Raw genomic sequence first — 20,737 nt, 5'->3', positions numbered from 1 at the left:
ACGTGCCGACGCATTAGAGCGTGGCGGATTTTTTCCACCCAAGATAACGGTTCACCAAATCGGCTCCCAATTCTGCGGGTCGGACGTCCACCACATGAACGCCATGAGCTTCCAATCGTTCATGGCGTTCCGCCCGTTCATTCAGATAACTCACCGTGCCGCAGTAAACCAAGGCTTCCGGCAGCGTTTGCGCCGGTGTCAGGCGTAACGTATCCAGCACTTGTTCGCGCAGACTTGTTATCAGCACCCGGTGTTTTTTGCTCACGCGTTCAACTGCTGCCAGCAGTTCATCGTCTTCATCACGCAAATTGGTCACCAGCACCACCAGTGCCCGACGCTTCTGCCGAGCCAGCAGTTGATTGACCGCCGCCTGATAGTCAGCTGGACGCTGCGTGCTCTCAAGGTCATAAACTGCGTTGAGCAAAACGGTCAGTTGGCCACTGCCTTTGACCGGGGAAAGATAACGCGGGTGATCACAGGCAAACGTACTCAACCCCACCGCATCGCCTTGGCGCAACGCCACATAACTGAGTAACAGACAGGCATTGAGCGCATGATCGAAATGCGAAAGCTGTCCATCCTGACTGCGCATCTGTCGCCCGCAGTCGAGCATGAAGATGATCTGCTGGTCTTTTTCGTCTTCGTACTCGCGCGCAATCGGCGTGCGCTGGCGCGCGGTGGCTTTCCAGTCAATCTGGCGCAGGCTGTCGCCCTCGCGGAATTCGCGCAACTGGTGGAATTCCAGGCCCTGACCACGACGTTGCCTCTGGCGTACGCCAAGCTGGCTGAGCCAGTTGTCCACCGCCAGCAGTTCACCACCATAGAGCCGGGCGAAGTCCGGATAGACGCGCGTCTGGTCGATAACGCTGAGCAGGCGTTTGCCCGACCATAGACCCAATGGGCTCGGCACGTTCACTTCGCATTGCTCGAAGCTGAAACGGCCACGCTTGAGCGGGCGCAGACGGTAGCTGATCCGGCTGTATTGACCGGGCTGCAATTCGACATCCAGCGGCAGGTGTTCGAAACCCATTCCCTGTGGGACATGGTCGAAAATCCGAATGTTCAATGGCGCGGTGAAGTCGTGTTCAACCTTGAGTTGCACGTGCCCCCAGCGCCCGAGCGCGAGGCTGCCGGGCATCTGCCGCTTGATCCGCACCGTCGGCAAACGCTTGAGGCGTGACGCATCGAGCGCGGCCAAGGCCAACAGCGCCAGCAGCAGTCCCCAGTTGATCGACAGCAGACTCGCCGGGAGATCGATCTGTAACGCCTGCAAAACGCCCAGCACCATACCGATCATCAGCAACGCGGCGACCCAGCTCAGTAGCAGACGCGAAGGTTTCATCGGCAAACACTTCCTGTGGCGAGGGCGATCAGCTGCATGGTCACACGCGCGGCGCCGAAATCTGGTCAAGCAACTGCAGCAGCACCTGATCCACTTGCAGCCCTTCGATATCCAGCTCCGGAGCCAGCCGTACGCGGTGGCGCAACACCGCCAATGCGCAGCCCTTGACGTCGTCTGGAATCACAAATTCGCCGCCGCGCAACAAGGCCCGCGCGCGGGCACAGCGCACCAGCGCAATGGACGCACGTGGCCCGGCACCGAGAATCAGGCCCGGCCAGGTGCGGGTGCTGCGCGCCAGGCGCACGGCGTAATCGAGCACCTGATCGTCCAGCGGCAAATCACTGGCGATACGTTGCAAGGCCTGCACATCCTTGGCCTGCAACACCGTGCGCAGCGGTTGCACATCGAGCATGTCGGCACGGGTCGAGCGACTGACCTGGCGCACCATGTTCAGTTCCTGATCCGCGTCGGGGTAGTCCATGCGCACCTTTAGCATGAAACGGTCGAGCTCGGCTTCCGGCAGGGGATAAGTGCCTTCCTGTTCGATCGGGTTCTGCGTGGCCAGCACCATGAACGGTTGCGCAATCGGCAGGGCGCGACCTTCGAGCGTCACCTGGCGTTCCTGCATCGCTTCGAGCAATGCGGCCTGGGTTTTCGCCGGGGCGCGGTTGATTTCGTCGGCCAGCAACAGGTTGGTGAACAGCGGGCCCTTGCGCAGTTTGAACTGCTCGGTCTGCAGGTCGTACACCGCGTGTCCGGTGACGTCGCTGGGCATCAGGTCCGGGGTGAACTGGATGCGCGTGAACTCGCCGCCGAAGCAGCGCGCCAAGGCTCGCACCAGCAAGGTTTTGCCCAGACCGGGGACGCCTTCGAGCAGCACATGGCCACCGGCAATCAGCGCCGTCAGGACATCATCGACCACCGCATCCTGGCCGATCAGCGCCTTGTTCAATTCGTTGCGCACCGCTTGCGCCAACTGGCTGGCACGCTGGCGTTGCCGGGCGACGTGGGTCTCGCTGCCGGGCTCGATCTGTTCAGTCATAACGCGTTCCTCAAGGTTTGCAGGTGAGCGACCTGACGGCAGAATTCGGCGCTGGACAAGCGCTCTTTCGGTCGCGGGCTCAGGGCCTGGCTGATGGCGCGGGTGGGTTGCCGGGTCAGGCGCGACAACGCCAGCCACTGCTTGGCCACATTCAATTGATCGAAACCGGGATGCCGGCGGCGGGCGCGGCGCAACAGGTCTTGCTGCAGCGCTTGCAGCAGTGCCTGCTGGCCGTTGTGGCGCAGGACGAAGTCGGCGCTGGCGCGCAGATGTTCCTGCAATTGTCGCCGACCGCCTGGCGCGGGCATTTGCACGGGGCCATGGCGCACGGCGGCCTGCCACAACCACAGGCCGATCAAAGCGAGCAACGCGACGATGGCCTGTGGGAAATAGCGCCAGAGCAAGGTCCACAGACCCTCGTGCGCCGTGTTGTAAATCAGCGTGACGTTGGTGTCGGCGCTCAGGTACCAGAGCAGCCACGCATTGTCGTATTGGCCAATCGCCGGGGTTTTCCACAACTCGGCGTCAGTCACCACGGTGACCGTGCCGAGGCCATACACCCGTTGCATCATGTGCGTGGCTTTGGCGCTGTTGGCCCAGGCTTGGGCGACATTGTCCGGGTCGTCGAGGTGGAAGTCGGTATCGAAACCGGCGTAGGCCGGCGCGTCCTCATCCTCCAGATACAGCTTGGTCAGTTTCGGGTAGCGGTCCTTTTCCGGTTCCGCCGCAGGATCTTGCAGATCCTTGCTCAGCGATTGTTGCAGTTGCACCCGGTCGAGCAGCAGGTCATTGCTCTGTTTGCGCTGCGCATCCCACAGCGACTCGGCGACAAACACCAGTCGCCCGCCGGCGCGTGTCCAGTTCAGCACCTGATCGACTTCACGGGGCGTCATCCGCGCGCGCTCGCCAAATAACAGCAGCGTATTGGCGTGCGGATCGATCTGCGGCAGCACCGCCAGCGTCTCGGCGTGGCTGACCGCGAGGCCGCGTTCGCGCAGAAACATTTCCGCCGCCAGATACGGGTTGGCTTGTGCCGCCGGCGAGGGGCCGTGATCGATGACTTCCTGATACGGCCGCGCCTTGAGATAAAGGAACAGGCTCAAGCCCCCAAGCAGCACAAGCGCCAGCACCCCGAGCGACCAGCCTGTGCGCCGGTTCAATGCGCAGGGCCTTTGGCGAACAGTGCGCGCCAGCCATCGCACAGCTGCGCTTGCACATGAGCCGGTGGAATCCGCTGCCCGTAGGCCATGTTCTGCCAGTGGCCGGTGAGGTTGCGGCTGTAGGCGAGCAGGTCAGGACGCTGCAAGTGTTCGATGCGTTTGAGGATCTGGCTCTCGGTGTCGGCAGGTGTCAGCGCAAGATCGAAATCATTCAGCAGATGGCTGAGCAGCCCGCGATAGAGCAGACTCAGCGCAGCGCGAGGTTCGCTCAGCCACAACTGTTCGGCGCTGGTGGCGATGTCGTCGGGCAGGGTTTCACGGTTCAGGCCCGGGCCGAACACTTGTGGCGCTGGCGCTTGCCTGTTACGCACCGGCAACTTTGGCCGACGGCTGACGAACGTCTGGAAAAATTGGCGATAGCGCCAGATGAGCCAGCCGAGCGCAGCAATCAACGCGCCCCACAGCGCTACCTCAATGACATTGGCCACGGCATTCAGGTGCTGACCGTCGAGCCAGCCGAGCAGGGCTTTGAGCCATTGCGGTGCGTCACCGGGTTGCGCTTCCCTGGCCGGGCTCGCCGGATCTTCGCCGAAGCGATAGCGGGTAACGCTCTCTTTGTTTTTGAACGGCGGTTGTTCCAGCAACGATTGAATGCTGTCGCGCGCAGCCTGGCTGGTCAGTGGCTGATTGAGCAGACGCGCAGTGTCCGGCGTGTCGTCTGCCCACAGCGGTTGCAGATTCGGCAGCAGCAGACACACAGCCAGTAACAGACCGAGCACGCCGTTGTTCAGACGCTGGCGCAAACGGCGAAACACCAGCTCGATATCCCAGGCTTCCAATTGCGTGCGTCGGTTGAGGTACAGACTGAACCCGCAAGCGACATAAACCGGCTCCCACACCACCAGAACCAATGCATAAAAAGCGTTGGTCAGGTGTTCCAGCCATTGCCAGTCGTTATCGGCCGCGAGCAGCAGCGACTGCCAGTCCCAATCGGTTTCGATCTGTTGCGGCACGAGCATGTAGAACAGCAGCATCAGGCCGATCCACAGTGCGGTTTCCAGGTGCATGCCGATGATCGTCAGCCACTGCGCGGCGCCGCCGTTGCGTTGCAGCAGCACCTGCAGGCGTTGCTGTCTGGCATGGCCATCGAGGCCTTCGAGTTGCTGCACCGGCAGCACGAAGCTGCGACTCAGACTCAGGCGGCGCCAGGTCAGGCTGGCCAGCAGTTGCGGCTTGAGCAGACGTGGCCATTCGCGCAAGGCTTGCCTGAGCGTTGGAGTTTCGCCGAACAGTGCTTTGGAGAGGATGTACAACGGCAGGCGTTCATACGCCGGTTTCAGCCACCAGAAAACAAACACCGCCAGCGACGGCGAATCCCACAGCAGCACGCTGAGCAGAATGAACAGCGGCAGGGTGACGATTGCCCAGCTGGTCATCAACAACCGGCGGTGTTGTTGGCTCATCAACACGCCCAGGTCCATGGCTTCCCAGGTCGTACGCGGGCGGATCACCACGGTGGCGTCACTCAGGCGCATGGCGAACGCTTCCGGCGAACATCAGATAAGCCGCCACGGCGAGCCACAACGCCGCGCCGACTGCGTATTTGATCAGTGGCGTGACACTGGTTTTCGACGACCAATAGGCCTCGACAAATGCTGAGATCAACAGGAACAGCATGACCCCGCACACCAGCGCTACGCTTTTGCGCGCGGCCAGGCGCAGTGCCTCACCGCGCGTCAGGTGTCCGGGGGCAATCAGCGCCCAACCCAGTTCGAGGCCCGCTGCACCGGCGAGGGCGATGGCCGTCAATTCGAACGCACCGTGACCGATCACGAACGACCAGAAGGTCCGGCCAAAGCCGATTTCGCTGAGATGCCCGGCAACCGCGCCGATGATCATGCCGTTGTAGAGCAGAAAGAACGCGCTGCCCAGTCCCATGAACAAGCCACTGGCGAAGGTCTGGAAGGCGATGCCGATGTTGTGCATGACGTAATAGCCGAACATCACCCAGTCTTCACTGGCGGCGCGCTCGGCCGAGCGTCCGAGGTGGCCGGCGACGGGGTCGTACATGCCTTGCATCTCGCGCACCTGGTCAGCGGGAATCAGGTTGTAGATCAACTCGGGAAACAGATAAACCGCAACAGCGAAACCGGTCAGGCTGGCGAAGAACAGCAGGCTGGCGACGGCTACGAAGCGCCACTCTTCACGTACCAGGCGCGGGAAGTCAGCGAGAATGAAACTCAGGATCTGCGCGCCCAACCGGCTGCGATGCCGATACAGCTGTTGGTGGCCGCGCAACACTTGCTGCTGCAGCGAGTCGATCAGGAAACTGCTGTAGCCGCGCTCCTGTGCCAGCGCCAGATGCTGACAAAGGCGGCGATAGGCTTTGGGGAAACCGGCCACTTGCGCAGTGTCCTTGCCCTGTTCAAGGCGTTGCAGCGCGAGGGCAAAACGCTCCCATTCGGCCTTGTGGCGACTTTCGAAAAGACTTTGCTTCATCACGGCCCCGACAAACCGCGCGCGATGCCGTTGAGTTCGGCCACCGCTTTGGGCGCAGAGATGTGCAGCGGCTGGGCCAGCAACGCCGCCAGTTCGTTGACCCGCGCCGGCGACAGCTCGGCCTGACGCTCGGCGAAACCGAGCACGGCGCGTTGTTCGTTGAGGGTGAGCGAGACGGCCGAGCGGCGAGGTTCAGCGTCAGGCAATTGCGGGCGGCTCAGCGGGCGTTCGCTGTAGACCACCAACGTACCGGCGGCGATATCGCCAAGGCGTTTGAAGGTCGGGTGTTGCAGGCAACTGATCGCACCGAGGAAGTAGCCGAACGGCAGCAGATCGACAAAACGCAGCAGGTTGCGCAGCAATGACGCCGACCAGCCAACCGGCGTGCCGTCATCGTGCACCACGCGCAGCCCCATCCATTGTTTACCGGGTGAGCGCCCTTGGTGCAGCACCTCGAACAGCACCATGTACCACCAACTGATCGCAAACAGCAGTAGTGAACCCAGGCCCATGCCGAGCTTGCCGAGAAACGCCAGGGCGATAAACAGCACGCCCAGGATCAACCCGCGGATGCCCAGATCGATCGCAAACGCCACCGCGCGCACCATCAACCCGGCGGGACGCAGCGGCAGGTCGATGCCCTCCGGGGTTTCGACCTGATGCCGCGTATCCAGCGGCGGGGCCAGCGGTGCTTTCCTTGGCGGTGCTGTGGGCTCGAGCATGGGCTACCTGATGTTCGCCGGTTCGGGGTGCAAGTGCGCCTGATGCTAGCAGCCTCTCGGGGGGGAACGACATCACTATGTATTGCACAGGATGTAACCGTAGTCAGTTGAATGCCAATTGTGTGCGAGCCTGCTCGCGAATGCGCTGGGCCAGTCAGCCTGTATGTCACTGACAGAATGCTTTCGCGAGCAGGCTCGCTCCCACAAGCTGAAGGCATTCCAGCTGTAGGAATTCGGAGAAATTGCCGTTCACGGGCTACGAGGCTGGCCGTGGCAACCCTGGAGAGCCTAGACTTCGCCGATCTTCTGTTCAGGATCCGCCTGTGACTTCAATCTTCTGGTACGACTACGAAACCACTGGCATCAATCCGCGCAACGACCGGCCGCTGCAGGTGGCCGGGATTCGCACCGACCATGCGCTCAACGAAATCGACGAGCCGGTCAACCTTTACTGCCAGCCCAGCGAAGACATCCTGCCGCATCCGGCGGCGTGCGCGATCACTGGAATCACCCCGGGCCAGCTCGCCGAAAAAGGGCTGAGCGAAGCCGACTTCATGACCCGGGTGCATGCGCAACTGGCCGCACCGGGTACCTGTGGCGCCGGTTACAACACCTTGCGTTTCGACGACGAGATGACCCGCTACAGCCTGTATCGCAACTTCTTCGATCCCTATGCCCGTGAGTGGCAGGGCGGTAACAGTCGCTGGGACCTGATCGACGTGGTGCGTGCCGCCTGCGCGTTGCGCCCTGACGGTCTGGTCTGGCCGACCGATGACGAGGGCCGCGTGACCCTCAAGCTCGAACGGCTGACGGCCGCCAACCATATCGACCACGGGCACGCCCACGAAGCGCTGTCCGATGTGCGCGCCACCATCGCGTTGGCGCGGCTGATTCGCGAAAAACAGCCGAAACTCTATGACTGGCTGTTCCAGTTGCGCAGCAAGCAAAAGGTCATGGACCAGATCCGCCTGCTGCAGCCGCTGGTGCATGTGTCGGGGCGTTTCTCGGCGGCACGCAGCTACGTCGGCGTGGTATTGCCGCTGGCGTGGCATCCGAAGAACCGCAACGCTTTGGTCGTCTGCGATCTGCACCTCGATCCACAAGGGTTGCTGGACCTGGACGCGCAAACGCTGCGCCAGCGTCTGTACACCCGTCGCGATGAGTTGGCCGAAGGCCAATTGCCGGTGCCGCTCAAGCTGATTCACATCAATCGTTGCCCGGTCGTGGCACCGTTGACGGTATTGCGTGCGCAAGACCAGCAACGCCTCGGTCTGGACATGGCACTTTATCAGGAGCGCGCAGTGCGACTAACTGACGCACAACAAGTCTGGAAAGATAAAATAGCGGCGATTTATGCCAGCGAAGATTTCACTCCCAGCGAAGATCCCGAACAGCAGTTGTACGATGGGTTTATCGGTGATCGCGACCGTCGTCTATGTGAGCAAGTTCGAACGGCGGATCCGGCGCAATTGGCGCAAGAACAGTGGCCTTTCGATGATGAACGTTTGCCCGAATTACTTTTTCGATATCGAGCACGCAACTTTCCGGACACGCTGGATGAAGCCGAGCAAGAACGCTGGAAATTATTTTGTCAGCAACGTTTGAGCAACCCTGAGGCGGGCGCGCCGAATACCGTGCAGTCATTTATCGAGGCTGCCGAGCAATGGTCGCTTAGTGCGACGCCAATGCAGAGAGAGGTGCTCAATGACTGGCAGAATTATGTCCAGGCATTACGCAAACGTTTGAATCTTTGAAACCGAACATACCCGCAGACAATTGGCGGGCATAAAAAAACGCCAGCGCAGGCTGGCGTTGTTTTTTCGCGGATCGCTCGGCGAAGGCGTAGCGTGACGGCTTAGCCCAGCAGCGTAGCCCAGCCTTCAACCACGTCGCCGCCCCACTTGGCTTTCCACTCTTTCAGAGTCTTGTGGTTGCCACCTTTGGTTTCGATGACTTCACCGTTGTGCGGGTTTTTGTATTGTTTAACTTTGCGAGCACGCTTGGTGCCAGTAGTTTTGACTGCGCCGCCACGTGGAGCCTTGGTTTTGGCTTCCGGGTCAAGCAGCGCGATGATGTCACGCAGCGACTTGGAGTATTCGCCCATCAGCGTACGCAGTTTGCCTTCAAATTCCAGTTCGGCTTGCAGTTTGTCGTCTTCCGACAGGTTTTTCAGACGGGCTTGCAGCTCTTTGATGGCTTCTTCGGTGGCGCGATATTCGTTGATCAAGGACATGTGTACTACCTTTTGTAGAATGCTGAATGACAGGGGACAGTGCCGCAATAATAGTCAGGCTGTTTCATCAAGTAAACATTTAGATGGGCTTTTTATTTAAATGAGTTACGAGAATTAGCCTCGATTGAATATTCAGTTAAATAATGTGATGCAGTCATCACAGATATTTACAGTTACCTGACAAAAGCCTTGGTAAAGCGTCACCGGCTTGACGTAGTGCTGCGTCAGAAAGCCGTTCAGCCGAGCTTGCCTGCGGCTTATGCCGATCCGTACTGCAGTTTTCCTGCGCAGTCGCTAGAATGGCGGCCTTTGCGAAGTTCTGGAGTTTCCCCCTCATGCGCACTTTTCGTCTGGTGATCTCTTGCCCGGACCGCGTTGGCATCGTTGCCACAGTCAGTAATTTTCTGGCTTCTCATAATGGCTGGATCACCGAAGCGAGCCACCACTCGGACAATCAAGTGGGCTGGTTCTTCATGCGTCACGAAATCCGTGCCGACTCCCTGCCGTTCGGTATCGAAGAATTGCGCGAGAAATTCGCGCCGATCGCCGAAGAGTTCTCGATGGACTGGCGTATCACCGACACCGAGCAGAAAAAACGCGTGGTACTCATGGCCAGCCGCGAATCCCACTGCCTGGCAGACCTGCTGCACCGCTGGCACAGCGACGAACTGGACTGCAACATCTCCTGCGTGATCTCCAACCATGACGACCTGCGCAGCATGGTCGAGTGGCACGGCATTCCTTACTACCACGTGCCGGTCAATCCGCAGGACAAGCAGCCGGCGTTCGACGAAGTGTCGCGTCTGGTCAAAAAGCACGATGCCGAAGTGGTGGTGCTGGCGCGTTACATGCAGATCCTGCCGCCGGACATGTGCCGTGAATACGCGCACAAGGTGATCAATATTCACCACAGCTTCCTGCCGTCGTTTGTCGGCGCCAAGCCGTATCACCAGGCGTCCCTGCGCGGCGTCAAGCTGATCGGTGCGACCTGCCACTACGTGACCGAAGAGCTGGACGCCGGCCCGATCATCGAGCAGGACGTGGTGCGCGTCAGCCACAGCGACAGCATCGAGGACATGGTGCGTTTCGGCCGTGACGTCGAGAAGATGGTGCTGGCCCGTGGCTTGCGTTATCACCTGGAAGACCGCGTGCTGGTGCACGGCAACAAGACAGTTGTGTTCTGATTGACCTGACACACTTGAAAATCGAAGGGCCTGGGCGTTGAATCGCCCAAGCCCTTCGCCGTTTCTGCCCAAGGAAAAGCCATGAGCGATCCACTGGACAAAGCCACTTCCAAAGCGCCCGCCACCCTTGGCGAAGGCTGCCTGAGTCGCTACGACCCGGACGCCATGAGCCCTGAGGACGGCACCGAATTCCCCGGCGCCGCCGAGCTTTGGGAACAGCTTCAGCGAGAGCAGGACGACCCTAAGAAGCCTGCCTGACGTTCATCAGCTTCTTCAGCAACGGCTTGCCCAGCATCAACACGAATACCGGGCCGCCGACCAGCAGATAGAAGTAATACGTCACTACCCGCCAGATCAGAATCGCCGCCGCTGCGGTGGATTTGCCCACCATCGGTGCGAGCAGCGCGGCCGAAGTCAATTCCGCCGCCCCCGCACCACCGGGCAACAGGCTGAACTGACCCGCGCCCAACGAGAGCATCTGCACCAGAAAACTCCAGGCCCACTGCAAGTCTGCGCCGAGCCCGCGCAAGGCCAGATACAAAACGCTGTAGCGCAACAGCCAATGCACGCAGGTCAGCGCGAACACCTGGGTCAGTGTCTGCCACGGCAACTTCAAGGTATCGGTGAACGCCGCGAGAAAGTGCAGCAACTTGCGCGCCCAGCGCCGACGGGTGCGCGCCGTAACGTTCATCCGCGCCAGAAGGCGCCCGCTCAGGCGAATCAAGGCGCGGTGATAACGCGCAATCAACACACAACTGAACAGACCGCCGAACAGCGACACGGCGCTGACCGTCAGCAGCCATTCGAGGCGATCACTCAGGTGCTGGAACAGCGCGTAGATCAGAATGCCGGTCAACGCGCAGAGGAAGAACAGCAGGTCGCTGAGCTGGTCCATGGCGAACACCGCGCTCCCGCGCGCCGGACGTACGCCGCACCGGGCCAGCAGCGCCATGATGGTCAGCGGCCCACCGCTGCCGCCAGGCGTGGCGCAATAGGCAAATTCCGCCGCCATCACCACGCCGAGGCTTTTCAGGGGCGGAACTTTTTCCCTCTGGTCGCCAAGCAGCAAGCGCAAGCGCAGGGTATTGATGCCCCAGCACAGCAGGATCATGCCGAACATGATCAACAACCAGTTCAGCGGAAAACTGCGCAGGCGTGCCCAGGTTTCGCCGCCGCCGAGCAGCACGGGAATCAGCACCGCCGCGAGCAGGCCGATCAGCAACAACAGGCTGCGCTTCATGCCGCGCGTTCCAGTTGCGCGCGCTGTCGGGCGAGCCAGTCGATTTTGGTCATCGGCACACGTCCATCGGCCAGCAGGCGTTGCAGGGTGCAGAGCCAATAGTCACGAGAGAACCGGTGGCGCATGTCGACCGGATGCAGACCCAGACGTATCACCGGCGCTTCGCGCCAGCGCTGTTCACGCTGATCGCTGACGATTTTCGACAAGCCGCGACGCCAGGCACTGCGCGCACTCCAGACCAGTCCCGGCGCATCGATAGTACTGAAGTCGGGCAAACTGTAGAGATGCTGCGGATCGCTGGTGTAGCTCAGCGGCAATTCGCCCAGGGCCTGACGTGTGCCGTCACTCATCAGCCAGGCCGGGGCGACGAAGCCCTGTACCGGCCAGTCATAGCGCTGAAACAGTTCGAGACCTGCGTGCAGGCGGGTGAGGGCGGCTTCGCGAGACAGGCGATAGAACTCGCCTTCATGGGTGTAGACCCTGCGCATGAACCAATCGCGTGGGGTGGTCGGCGCAGCTTCGTGATCGTCATGGTAGTAACCATGCAGCGCCAGTTCGTCACCACGCGCCACGCGGGCGTCGAGCACCCGCCGAAACGCCGGGTTGGCGTCAAGGGAGTCGTGGCGATGAAAATTCGGCACTACCAGCCATGTCATCGGCACATTGCCCAGTGCATCGACCGCCTCGACGAAGGGTTGGTAATCCACCCAGGTCGAGGGCGCCACATCATGCAATACCAGACAGACAGTCTTGATCTTTTCAGCCATTGGCCACCCGTGGCAGCGCATGGCCGAGTACGGCGTGGTAGTGACTGAGCAGGCTGTCGACCACGGTATCCCACGCGTAATGCCGTTCGACGTGTTGCCGCGCCTGTTGCCCCAGTCGCGCACAGCCGCGACTGAACAGTTCACGCACGGCGTTGGCCATCGCTTGCGGGTTGTTCGGCGCACACAGTAAACCGCAGGCATCGTTGACGATTTCTTCAAACGCCCCGGCCGCCACCGCCACCACGGGAATCCCGCAGGCCATGGCTTCAAGGATGACCAGCCCGAAGGTTTCCTGATCGCCTGCATGCAGCAGTGCATCGGCACTGGCCATCAACCGCGCCACTTTCGGCGCCGGGCAGAATTCGTCGATGACGCTGACGTTGTCCGGTACGGCTGCCGGCATCGACGAGCCGACCAGCAACAAGTGATAGCGGGGGCCGAGGCGCTGCATGCACTTGAGCAGCACCGGCAGGTTTTTCTCCTTGGAGCCACGCCCGGCGAAAATCAACAGCCGGGCATCCTCGGCAATGCCCAATTCGGCACGCAGACCGGGATCGCGGGCGTTGGGGTGGAAGGTGTGCAAATCCACCCCCAGTGGTTGTACGTAGACATTGCGCACGCCAAGCCCGGTGAGCTTGTCGGCCATGACCTGGCTCGGCGCAAGGACCCGGTCGAAATTGCCATAGAGCCGGGTGACATAAGCTTCGACATTCGGCGTAACCCACTGGCCCATGCGGTTGCTGACCAGCAGCGGCAGATCCGAGTGATAAAAGCCGATTACCGGCACATCCAGTTGCCGCCGGGCATCGAGCGCGGCCCAAGCGGTGAGGTAGGGGTCGCCGACTTCGATCAGATCCGGCTGCAAATCCTGCAGGACGTTTCGCCATGGTGCCAGGCGCAGGGGGAAGCGGTAGCCTTTGCCAAACGGCAGGGCGGGCGCTGGAACCGTATAAATCCCGTCATGTTCACCTAGTCGCGCGCCGGGGATCAGCAGGCTGTGGCGAATTCCATTGCGGTCGCCAAGGCGACGGTGTTTGGCATCCAGATAAGTGCGCACGCCTCCGCTGGCCGGGGCGTAGAACATGGTGATGTCGGCGATATGCACGGTGAGCAACCCTCCGCTGTGTTGTTCTCCCTTGGTTGACCGTTATCCAGAATAGATGTTCGGTCGGGATTGCGCGGTGCAGGGCACATGCAAAAAGATCGCAGCCTTCGGCGGCTCCTACAATTGGAATGCGTTTCCCCTGTAGGAGCTGCCGAAGGCTGCGATCTTTTGATTTTAGATGCGGAAACTGCCGACCAACTGTTTCAACCGCGAAGCCTGCTGCTCCAGATCCGAGCACGCGCGCAGCGTCGCATGCAGGTTCTCGACGCCTTCCTGGTTCAATGTATTGATCTCGGTAATATCGACGTTGATCGACTCGACCACCGCGGTCTGTTCCTCGGTTGCGGTCGCCACCGACTGATTCATTCCGTCAATCTCGCCGATGCGCAAGGTCACACTGTTCAGACGTTCGCCAGCGAGGTTGGCGATCTCCACGCTGTCCTGACTGTGGCGCTGGCTGTCGCTCATGGTGCTCACCGACTCCCGAGCGCCGATCTGCAGTTCCTCGATCATGGTCTGCACCTGTTGCGCCGATTCCTGGGTGCGATGCGCCAGATTGCGTACTTCGTCGGCCACCACGGCAAAACCACGACCGGCCTCACCGGCACGCGCCGCTTCGATCGCCGCGTTCAGCGCCAACAGATTGGTCTGCTGGGAAATGCTGGTGATCACTTCGAGAATCTGGCCGATGTTGACGGTCTTGCTGTTCAGCGACTCGATATTGGTGCTCGACGCGCTGAGCATGCTCGACAGTTGATTCATCGCCTTGATGCTGCGCTCGACCACCTGCTGGCCATCCTCGGCCAGACCCCGGGCGTCACTGGCCTGGTTCGACGCTTGCGCGGCGTTGCGGGCGATTTCCTGTGCGGCGGCGCCGAGCTGATTGATGGCGGCGGCGACGCTGCTGGTGCGCGAGGCTTGTTGGTCGGAGTTGTACATCGACGAGTTCGACGCAGCGACCACACGCAGAGCGACTTCGTTGACCTGCCCGGTGGCCGAGGACACTTCGCGGATGGAACCGTGAATGCGCTCGACGAAGCGGTTGAATGCGGTGCCAAGGATGCCGAACTCGTCGTTATTGACGATGTTCAGACGTTTGGTCAGATCGCCTTCGCCGTCAGCGATATCCTCCATGGCACGGGTCATCACGTGCAGCGGCTGGATCAGCAGACGAATCAGCATGCCGAGCAGGGCGATGATGATCGCTACGGCAATTACGGTGGCGATTACCGCCGAGGTGCGGAATTCGCTGAGCATCGAGTAGGCCTGATCCTTATCGATCGACAGACCGATGTACCAGTTGACCGACGGCAAGCCCGTGATCGGCGCGAAGGTGACGATGCGGGTTTTGCCATCCGCCGTCACTTCACTGAAATCGCGGCTGATGCGCGGAGTGTCCTGGGGATAGGCTTCCTTGAGCGATTTCATCACCAGCGCCTTGTCCGGGTGCACCAGAATCTTGCCGTCGGCGCTGACCAGAAACACATAGCCCATGCCGTCGAAATCCCGCGCGGCGAGGGTATCGACCAGCGATTGCAGGCTGAGGTCGCCGCCGACCACGCCTACGCTCTGGCCGCCTTTTTTCGACGCGGTGGCGATGGAAATGATCAGTTGGCCGGTGGCCGCGTCAATGTACGGTTCGGTCAGGGTCGAAGTGCTGCTGCTCTCGGCGCCTTTGTACCAAGGGCGCACGCGCGGATCGAAACCGTCCGGCATCTTAACGTCCGGGCGGATGGTGAAATGCCCGGTGGCATCGCCCAGGTAGGTGGCCATGAACGTCGAGGTCAGGCTTTTCTGTTCCAGAAGGCTGGCGACTGTGGCCGGTTCCGGGTTGATCGCGATGTTCTGGGCAGCGTTCTCGATCAGCAGAATGCGTCCGCTGAGCCAGGTCTGGATATTGCCGGCGGTGACCTCGCCCATTTCGTTGAGGTAGTTGTTCAGGTCATCGCGAATCGCATTGCGCTGCAACCAGTCGTTGTACAGCGTGAACGAGGCGAAGGCGGCGATGACGATGAGGGCGGCGGCAAGCAAAATCTTATGGCTGAAGCGCAGGTTTTTGTTCATGGCTTGGGGTTCCGCTAAGGTCTTAATGTCCTGGGCGTGCTTTGATAGAGGCGCGCACTATGGGCAAGGTTGAAAAACTGATATTTCCGGCTCTCCTTAGGGAAATGTCTGACCCTGTTTTCTGACGGGTCTGTCCACTTTATGTATCGGCCATGTGTCATCAAAGATTAACCATTGGGTGAGAAAATGCCTGACTCCTTGCAACTCGTCATCGGCGCTGATCCGGCCGCGCAACCGACCGCTCAGGCCATGCGCCTGGCCAACCGGCACGGACTGATTGCCGGCGCCACCGGCACCGGTAAAACCGTTACTTTGCAGCGTCTGGCCGAAGCGTTCAGCGACGCTGGCGTGGCGGTATTCGCCGCCGACATCAAGGGCGACCTCTGCGGTCTCGGCGCCGCCGGCAGTCCGCAGGGCAAAGTAGCCGAGCGCATCGCCGGCATGCCGTGGCTCAATCACGCGCCCCGGGCCTATCCAGTGACGTTGTGGGACATCCACGGCGAATCCGGTCATCCGTTGCGCACCACGCTGAGCGAAATGGGGCCGTTGTTAATCGGCAGCCTGCTCGAGCTGACCGACAGTCAGCAATCGGCGCTGTACGCAGCATTCAAAGTCGCCGACCGCGAAGGGTTGTTGCTGTTGGATCTCAAAGATCTGAAAGCGCTGCTCAATCACCTCAAGGACAACCCGCAGTTATTGGGTGAAGATGCCGCGCTGATGACCACCGGTTCCAGCCAGGCGCTGCTGCGCCGGTTGGCGACGCTGGAGCAGCAGGGCGCCGAAGCCTTGTTCGGCGAGCCGGCGTTGCAACTCGAAGACATTCTGCAACCGACTGCCGATGGCCGTGGGCGCATCCACTTGCTCGACGCCAGTCGGCTGGTGCACGAGGCGCCGAAGGTCTATGCGACTTTCCTGCTGTGGCTGCTGGCCGAGTTGTTCGAACAACTGCCCGAGCGTGGCGACGCCGACAAGCCGCTGCTGGCGCTGTTTTTCGATGAGGCGCACTTGCTGTTCGGCGACACGCCCAAGGCTTTGCAGGAACGCCTGGAGCAAGTGGTGCGTTTGATTCGTTCCAAGGGCGTGGGCGTGTATTTCGTCACCCAGTCGCCAGCGGATCTGCCGGATGACGTGTTGGCGCAGTTGGGCTTGCGCATCCAGCACGGTCTGCGGGCGTTCACCGCCAAGGAACAGAAATCCCTGCGCGCGGTAGCCGAGGGCTTCCGACCGAATCCGGCGTTCGACAGCCTGTCGGTGCTGACCGAGTTGGGCATTGGCGAAGCGCTGGTGGGTACCTTGACCGAGAAGGGCACGCCGGAAATGGTCCAGCGTGTGCTGGTGGCGCCGCCGCAGTCGCGGATCGGACCGTTGACCGAGACCGAACGCACGATGTTGATCGCAGGCTCGCCGTTCAAGGGCCGGTATGACAAGCCGATCGATCGCGAGTCGGCCTATGAAATCCTGATGGGGCGTAAAGGCCTGGCGCCTGAGGCTGAAACCCCCGCAGGGAAACCGGTAGCGCAAGAACCGAGTCTCGCCGATCGCGCAGGAGAATTCCTCGGCACGGCGGCAGGGCAGGCGCTGAAATCAGCGATGCGTCAGGCGGCCAATAACCTTGGAAAACAGTTGGTGCGCGGGTTGATGGGTTCCCTGCTCGGGGGCAGCAAGCGCCGCTAAAAGCATAGATCGCAGCCTTCGGCAGCTCCTACAGTTGCAATGCATTCATTCTGTAGGAGCTGCCGAAGGCTGCGATCTTTTGATTTTGCTTCAGGCTTTACCCTTGGCATGCGCCGCCAACCGCTCCAGCGCCGCCCGCAGCCCCGGATCGCTGATGCCGTCAGCCGTCGACTGAATCGTCTGCGCCGCACTGCTCGACAAATCCATCGTGTGCCCAACCGCCCGATGCTGGACGATGGGCGGGCGCACGCTGAATTTGATCCGTGTCAGGCTGGCGAACTCTTCGAACAGTTGCAGCTGCCGTTGCAGGCGTTTGTGCTGATAGCGCAGGCGCGTCGCCCAATGACCGTCGGTGACCACCAGCGACAATTCACCTTCGCGCCACTTGGCCACACGGCAATGCTCGCGGGCGGCGGGTTGCAGCTGGCTTTCGAGCAGGCGCTGCAAATGCTCAAGACGTTGGGCATGGCCGAGGATGGCTTTGAGCGGCTTGGCTTCGCGTAGCAGAACGGCGGGTGCTCTGGCCGTGAGAGGGCGAAATGCCATGATTGAACACCTGAAGTAACAGAGGCGCCATGTTAGCAGAAAGCTGCGGAACCTCTGGCCCATTGCTTTTGTCCCTGCTTTGCTCATTAAATCAACGCCTGACTTCCTCCCCTGACGGGTTGAAGTTGAGCAAAACGCCCCTATTTCAAGTGAGCCCCGTCAAAGCGCAGTGCCAGCATCGTGGAACATCGCCACTTTCCTCACCACCGTTTCCGGGTAGAATGCTCGTTCGCATGCGGCCATGAGGGCTGCACGGGCGACTCACGGGGCCGCCCTCCATCCCTTTAGTGTGGAAGATCCTGCCGATATGTTTGCGCCTTTGTTAAAGAAACTTTTTGGAAGCAAGAACGAGCGTGAAGTCAAACGCATGCTCAAGACGGTGCAGCTCGTCAATGCCTTCGAAGAGCAAATGGTGGCCCTTTCGGACGATCAATTGCGCGCCAAGACCGCCGAGTTCAAGGCCCGTATCGCCAAAGGGGAAACCCTCGACAAGCTGTTGCCCGAAGCCTTTGCCGTAGCGCGCGAGGCCGGCAAGCGTGTGATGGGCATGCGCCACTTCGACGTGCAACTCGTCGGCGGCATGACCCTGCACGAAGGCAAGATCGCCGAAATGCGCACCGGTGAGGGCAAGACCCTCGTGGCCACCCTGGGTGTTTACCTCAACGCACTGTCCGGCAAGGGCGTGCACGTTGTGACCGTCAACGATTACCTGGCCCGCCGGGACGCCAACTGGATGCGCCCGCTGTATGAATTCCTCGGTCTGACCGTCGGCGTCGTGACGCCATTCCAGCCGCCGGAAGAGAAGCGTGCCGCCTACGCCGCCGACATCACTTACGGCACCAACAACGAATTCGGTTTCGACTACCTGCGCGACAACATGGCGTTCAGCATGGATGAAAAATTCCAGCGCGAACTCAACTTTGCCGTGATCGACGAAGTCGACTCCATCCTCATCGACGAAGCGCGTACTCCGCTGATCATCTCCGGTCAGGCCGAGGACAGCTCCAAGCTGTACATGGAGATCAACAAGCTGATCCCGCAGCTGGAACTGCACGTTGAAGAAGTCGAAGGCGAAGTCACCAAGGCTGGCCACTACACCATTGACGAGAAGACCCGTCAGGTCGAACTCAACGAGGCCGGTCACCAGTTCATCGAAGACATGCTCACCCGCGTTGGCCTGCTGGCCGAAGGCGAGAGCCTCTATTCGGCGCATAACCTTGGCCTGCTGACCCACGTCTACGCCGGTCTGCGTGCGCACAAGCTGTTCAACCGCAACATCGAATACATCGTGCAGGACGGTCAGGTCGTACTGGTCGACGAGCATACCGGTCGTACCATGCCGGGTCGTCGTCTCTCCGAAGGCCTGCATCAGGCCATCGAAGCCAAGGAAGGCCTGAACATCCAGGCCGAAAGCCAGACCCTGGCCTCGACCACCTTCCAGAACTACTTCCGTCTGTACACCAAGCTGTCCGGCATGACCGGTACCGCCGACACCGAAGCGTTCGAATTCCATCAGATCTACGGTCTGGAAGTCATGGTCATCCCGCCGAACAAGCCGTTGGCGCGTAAAGACTACAATGACCTGGTGTTCCTCACCGCCGAAGAGAAATACGCGGCGATCGTGGCGGACATCAAGGAAAGCATGGCCGCCGGTCGCCCGGTGCTGGTGGGTACCGCCACCATCGAGACGTCCGAGCACATGTCTGCACTGCTCGTGAAAGAAGGTATCGAACACAAGGTGCTCAACGCCAAGTTCCACGAAAAAGAAGCCGAGATCATTGCCCAGGCCGGTCGTCCGGGCGCGCTGACCATCGCCACCAACATGGCCGGTCGTGGTACCGACATCCTGTTGGGCGGCAACTGGGAAGTGGAAGTCGCTTCGCTGGAAAACCCGACCCCTGAGCAGATCGCCCAGATCAAGGCCGACTGGCAGAAGCGTCACCAGCAGGTGCTGGAGTCCGGTGGTCTGCAGGTGATCGCGTCCGAGCGCCACGAATCGCGCCGTATCGACAACCAGCTGCGTGGCCGTGCCGGTCGTCAGGGCGATGCCGGTTCGAGCCGCTTCTACCTGTCGCTGGAAGACAGCCTGATGCGCATCTTCGCCTCCGACCGGGTGAAGAACTTCATGAAAGCCCTGGGCATGCAGCCGGGCGAGGCGATCGAGCACCGCATGGTGACCAACGCGATCGAGAAGGCGCAGCGCAAGGTCGAAGGCCGCAACTTCGACATCCGCAAGCAATTGCTCGAGTTCGACGACGTCAACAACGAACAGCGTAAAGTGATCTATCACATGCGTAACACGTTGCTGGCCGCTGACAACATCGGTGAAACCATCGCCGACTTCCGTCAGGACGTGCTCAACGCTACTGTCAGTGCGCACATTCCGCCGCAATCGCTGCCAGAGCAGTGGGACGTTGCCGGTCTGGAAGCGTCGATCGAAAGCGATTTCGGCGTGAAACTGCCGATCCAGCAATGGCTCGACGAAGACGATCACCTGTACGAAGAAACCCTGCGCGAGAAGCTGATGAACGAGCTGATCGCCGCGTACAACGAAAAAGAAGACCAGGCCGGTGCCGAGGCGCTGCGCTCGTTCGAGAAGCAGATCGTTCTGCGCGTGCTGGACGACCTTTGGAAAGACCACCTGTCGACCATGGATCACCTGCGTCACGGCATTCACTTGCGTGGCTATGCGCAGAAGAACCCGAAGCAGGAGTACAAGCGCGAGTCGTTCACGCTGTTCTCCGAACTGCTCGATTCGATCAAGCGCGACTCGATCCGTGTGCTCTCGCACGTTCAGGTTCGTCGCGAAGATCCGGAAGCCGAAGAGCAACGCCTGCGTCAGGAAGCCGAAGCACTGGCCGCGCGCATGCAGTTCGAACACGCCGAAGCGCCTGGGCTCGATCAGCCGGAAGCGCTGGGTGAAGAGGTCGATGTAGCCCTCGCCACCGCCGCTGCTCCGGTTCGCAACGAGCAGAAGCTGGGCCGCAACGAACTGTGCTACTGCGGTTCGGGCAAGAAATACAAGCATTGCCACGGGCAGATCCAGTAAAACCCGTTTCAATCGCTGAACACCCGCGCCGCGACCGGCTCCTGCCGTCGCGGCGTTTTGCCATTTATCCCACCGTCCTTTCCCGTGGCGGTGCTGACATCATTGAGTAA

Annotated in this window: 17 protein-coding genes and 1 pseudogene; 5 read left to right on the top strand and 13 right to left on the bottom strand. The window is 60.7% G+C overall.

Annotated features, from left to right (window positions below):
* Positions 1 to 13 precede the first annotated feature (13 nt).
* From VNV36_RS09300 to VNV36_RS09275, 6 genes are read right to left on the bottom strand one after another with little or no spacing between them, the layout of a single operon-like run.
* Positions 14 to 1,342, bottom strand: a complete 1,329-nt coding sequence (locus tag VNV36_RS09300; protein ID WP_325717502.1) for a DUF58 domain-containing protein — start codon at positions 1,340 to 1,342, stop codon at positions 14 to 16.
* 40 nt (positions 1,343 to 1,382) lie between these two features.
* Positions 1,383 to 2,384: an AAA family ATPase gene (locus tag VNV36_RS09295; RefSeq protein ID WP_325717501.1), complete on the bottom strand. Its 1,002-nt coding sequence runs from the start codon at positions 2,382 to 2,384 to the stop codon at positions 1,383 to 1,385.
* Positions 2,381 to 3,544 carry a DUF4350 domain-containing protein gene (locus VNV36_RS09290; RefSeq protein ID WP_325717500.1) on the bottom strand — a complete coding sequence of 388 codons (1,164 nt, stop codon included), beginning with the start codon at positions 3,542 to 3,544 and terminating at the stop codon, positions 2,381 to 2,383. The genes VNV36_RS09295 and VNV36_RS09290 overlap by 4 nt, the downstream gene beginning before the upstream one ends.
* Positions 3,541 to 5,079 (bottom strand): DUF4129 domain-containing protein, encoded by a 1,539-nt coding sequence (locus tag VNV36_RS09285; protein WP_325717499.1) that lies wholly within the window; start codon positions 5,077 to 5,079, stop codon positions 3,541 to 3,543. Before VNV36_RS09285 ends, VNV36_RS09290 begins: the two co-directional genes overlap by 4 nt.
* Positions 5,066 to 6,043, bottom strand: a complete 978-nt coding sequence (locus VNV36_RS09280) for a stage II sporulation protein M (RefSeq protein WP_325717498.1) — start codon at positions 6,041 to 6,043, stop codon at positions 5,066 to 5,068. Before VNV36_RS09280 ends, VNV36_RS09285 begins: the two co-directional genes overlap by 14 nt.
* Complete coding sequence (locus VNV36_RS09275; protein WP_325717497.1) at positions 6,043 to 6,765, bottom strand: RDD family protein; 723 nt, start codon at positions 6,763 to 6,765, stop codon at positions 6,043 to 6,045. Before VNV36_RS09275 ends, VNV36_RS09280 begins: the two co-directional genes overlap by 1 nt.
* Positions 6,766 to 7,088: 323 nt before the next feature.
* Here VNV36_RS09275 and sbcB point away from each other — a divergent pair, with 323 nt between their 5' ends.
* The gene (gene sbcB, locus VNV36_RS09270; RefSeq protein WP_325717496.1) at positions 7,089 to 8,519 is read left to right on the top strand and encodes an exodeoxyribonuclease I; all 1,431 of its coding nucleotides are present in this window, start codon (positions 7,089 to 7,091) and stop codon (positions 8,517 to 8,519) included.
* A 101-nt stretch (positions 8,520 to 8,620) separates the two neighbouring features.
* Here sbcB and mvaT read toward each other — a convergent pair whose 3' ends face one another.
* Entirely contained in the window at positions 8,621 to 8,998 is a 378-nt protein-coding gene (mvaT, locus tag VNV36_RS09265) for a histone-like nucleoid-structuring protein MvaT (RefSeq protein WP_325717495.1), read from the bottom strand.
* Positions 8,999 to 9,333: 335 nt separating this feature from the next.
* On the opposite strand from mvaT, the gene purU reads away from it, so the two are divergent.
* Complete coding sequence (gene purU / locus VNV36_RS09260; protein ID WP_325717494.1) at positions 9,334 to 10,182, top strand: formyltetrahydrofolate deformylase; 849 nt, start codon at positions 9,334 to 9,336, stop codon at positions 10,180 to 10,182.
* Positions 10,183 to 10,263: 81 nt separating this feature from the next.
* The gene (locus VNV36_RS09255) at positions 10,264 to 10,440 is read left to right on the top strand and encodes a hypothetical protein (RefSeq protein WP_325717493.1); all 177 of its coding nucleotides are present in this window, start codon (positions 10,264 to 10,266) and stop codon (positions 10,438 to 10,440) included.
* Here the strand turns inward: VNV36_RS09255 and gpgF are convergent.
* From gpgF to VNV36_RS25905, 5 genes and pseudogenes are all read right to left on the bottom strand, one after another.
* A complete protein-coding gene (gene gpgF, locus VNV36_RS09250; protein ID WP_325717492.1) occupies positions 10,424 to 11,422 on the bottom strand; it encodes a glucosaminyl phosphatidylglycerol flippase in 999 nt (332 codons plus the stop codon). The two genes, VNV36_RS09255 and gpgF, sit on opposite strands and share 17 nt — an antisense overlap.
* Positions 11,419 to 12,189 carry an N-acetylglucosaminyl phosphatidylglycerol deacetylase gene (gene gpgD, locus VNV36_RS09245; RefSeq protein ID WP_325717491.1) on the bottom strand — a complete coding sequence of 257 codons (771 nt, stop codon included), beginning with the start codon at positions 12,187 to 12,189 and terminating at the stop codon, positions 11,419 to 11,421. Before gpgD ends, gpgF begins: the two co-directional genes overlap by 4 nt.
* A complete protein-coding gene (gene gpgS / locus VNV36_RS09240; protein WP_514132617.1) occupies positions 12,182 to 13,303 on the bottom strand; it encodes an N-acetylglucosaminyl phosphatidylglycerol synthase in 1,122 nt (373 codons plus the stop codon). The genes gpgD and gpgS overlap by 8 nt, the downstream gene beginning before the upstream one ends.
* A gap of 165 nt (positions 13,304 to 13,468) precedes the next feature.
* The gene (locus tag VNV36_RS25910) at positions 13,469 to 14,233 is read right to left on the bottom strand and encodes a methyl-accepting chemotaxis protein (RefSeq protein WP_514132619.1); all 765 of its coding nucleotides are present in this window, start codon (positions 14,231 to 14,233) and stop codon (positions 13,469 to 13,471) included.
* 93 nt (positions 14,234 to 14,326) lie between these two features.
* Positions 14,327 to 15,358: pseudogene (locus tag VNV36_RS25905) on the bottom strand (cache domain-containing protein); the annotation flags it as partial.
* A 186-nt stretch (positions 15,359 to 15,544) separates the two neighbouring features.
* Between VNV36_RS25905 and VNV36_RS09230 the strand changes: the two are divergent.
* Entirely contained in the window at positions 15,545 to 17,032 is a 1,488-nt protein-coding gene (locus VNV36_RS09230) for a helicase HerA-like domain-containing protein (protein WP_325717489.1), read from the top strand.
* 90 nt (positions 17,033 to 17,122) lie between these two features.
* On the opposite strand, the gene VNV36_RS09225 is transcribed toward VNV36_RS09230, so the two are convergent.
* Complete coding sequence (locus tag VNV36_RS09225; protein ID WP_325717488.1) at positions 17,123 to 17,578, bottom strand: DUF721 domain-containing protein; 456 nt, start codon at positions 17,576 to 17,578, stop codon at positions 17,123 to 17,125.
* Positions 17,579 to 17,885: 307 nt separating this feature from the next.
* On the opposite strand from VNV36_RS09225, the gene secA reads away from it, so the two are divergent.
* Positions 17,886 to 20,627: a preprotein translocase subunit SecA gene (gene secA, locus VNV36_RS09220; protein ID WP_325717487.1), complete on the top strand. Its 2,742-nt coding sequence runs from the start codon at positions 17,886 to 17,888 to the stop codon at positions 20,625 to 20,627.
* Positions 20,628 to 20,737 lie beyond the last annotated feature (110 nt).

The organism is Pseudomonas sp., assembly GCF_035554175.1.
Taxonomy (GTDB): domain Bacteria; phylum Pseudomonadota; class Gammaproteobacteria; order Pseudomonadales; family Pseudomonadaceae; genus Aquipseudomonas.
Note: the sequence above shows the minus strand (reverse complement) of the source record. Positions and strands in the feature narration are given on the sequence as shown.

Coding starts and splice junctions, on each gene's coding strand:
- VNV36_RS09225 (WP_325717488.1), bottom strand. CDS start 17,578: ATGGCATTTCGCCCTCTCACGGCCAGAGCACCCGCCGTTCTGCTACGC.
- VNV36_RS09295 (WP_325717501.1), bottom strand. CDS start 2,384: ATGACTGAACAGATCGAGCCCGGCAGCGAGACCCACGTCGCCCGGCAA.
- gpgD (WP_325717491.1), bottom strand. CDS start 12,189: ATGGCTGAAAAGATCAAGACTGTCTGTCTGGTATTGCATGATGTGGCG.
- VNV36_RS09280 (WP_325717498.1), bottom strand. CDS start 6,043: ATGAAGCAAAGTCTTTTCGAAAGTCGCCACAAGGCCGAATGGGAGCGT.
- purU (WP_325717494.1), top strand. CDS start 9,334: ATGCGCACTTTTCGTCTGGTGATCTCTTGCCCGGACCGCGTTGGCATC.
- VNV36_RS09300 (WP_325717502.1), bottom strand. CDS start 1,342: ATGAAACCTTCGCGTCTGCTACTGAGCTGGGTCGCCGCGTTGCTGATG.
- mvaT (WP_325717495.1), bottom strand. CDS start 8,998: ATGTCCTTGATCAACGAATATCGCGCCACCGAAGAAGCCATCAAAGAG.
- gpgF (WP_325717492.1), bottom strand. CDS start 11,422: ATGAAGCGCAGCCTGTTGTTGCTGATCGGCCTGCTCGCGGCGGTGCTG.
- VNV36_RS09285 (WP_325717499.1), bottom strand. CDS start 5,079: ATGCGCCTGAGTGACGCCACCGTGGTGATCCGCCCGCGTACGACCTGG.
- secA (WP_325717487.1), top strand. CDS start 17,886: ATGTTTGCGCCTTTGTTAAAGAAACTTTTTGGAAGCAAGAACGAGCGT.
- VNV36_RS09230 (WP_325717489.1), top strand. CDS start 15,545: ATGCCTGACTCCTTGCAACTCGTCATCGGCGCTGATCCGGCCGCGCAA.
- VNV36_RS09275 (WP_325717497.1), bottom strand. CDS start 6,765: ATGCTCGAGCCCACAGCACCGCCAAGGAAAGCACCGCTGGCCCCGCCG.
- VNV36_RS09255 (WP_325717493.1), top strand. CDS start 10,264: ATGAGCGATCCACTGGACAAAGCCACTTCCAAAGCGCCCGCCACCCTT.
- VNV36_RS25910 (WP_514132619.1), bottom strand. CDS start 14,233: ATGTACAACTCCGACCAACAAGCCTCGCGCACCAGCAGCGTCGCCGCC.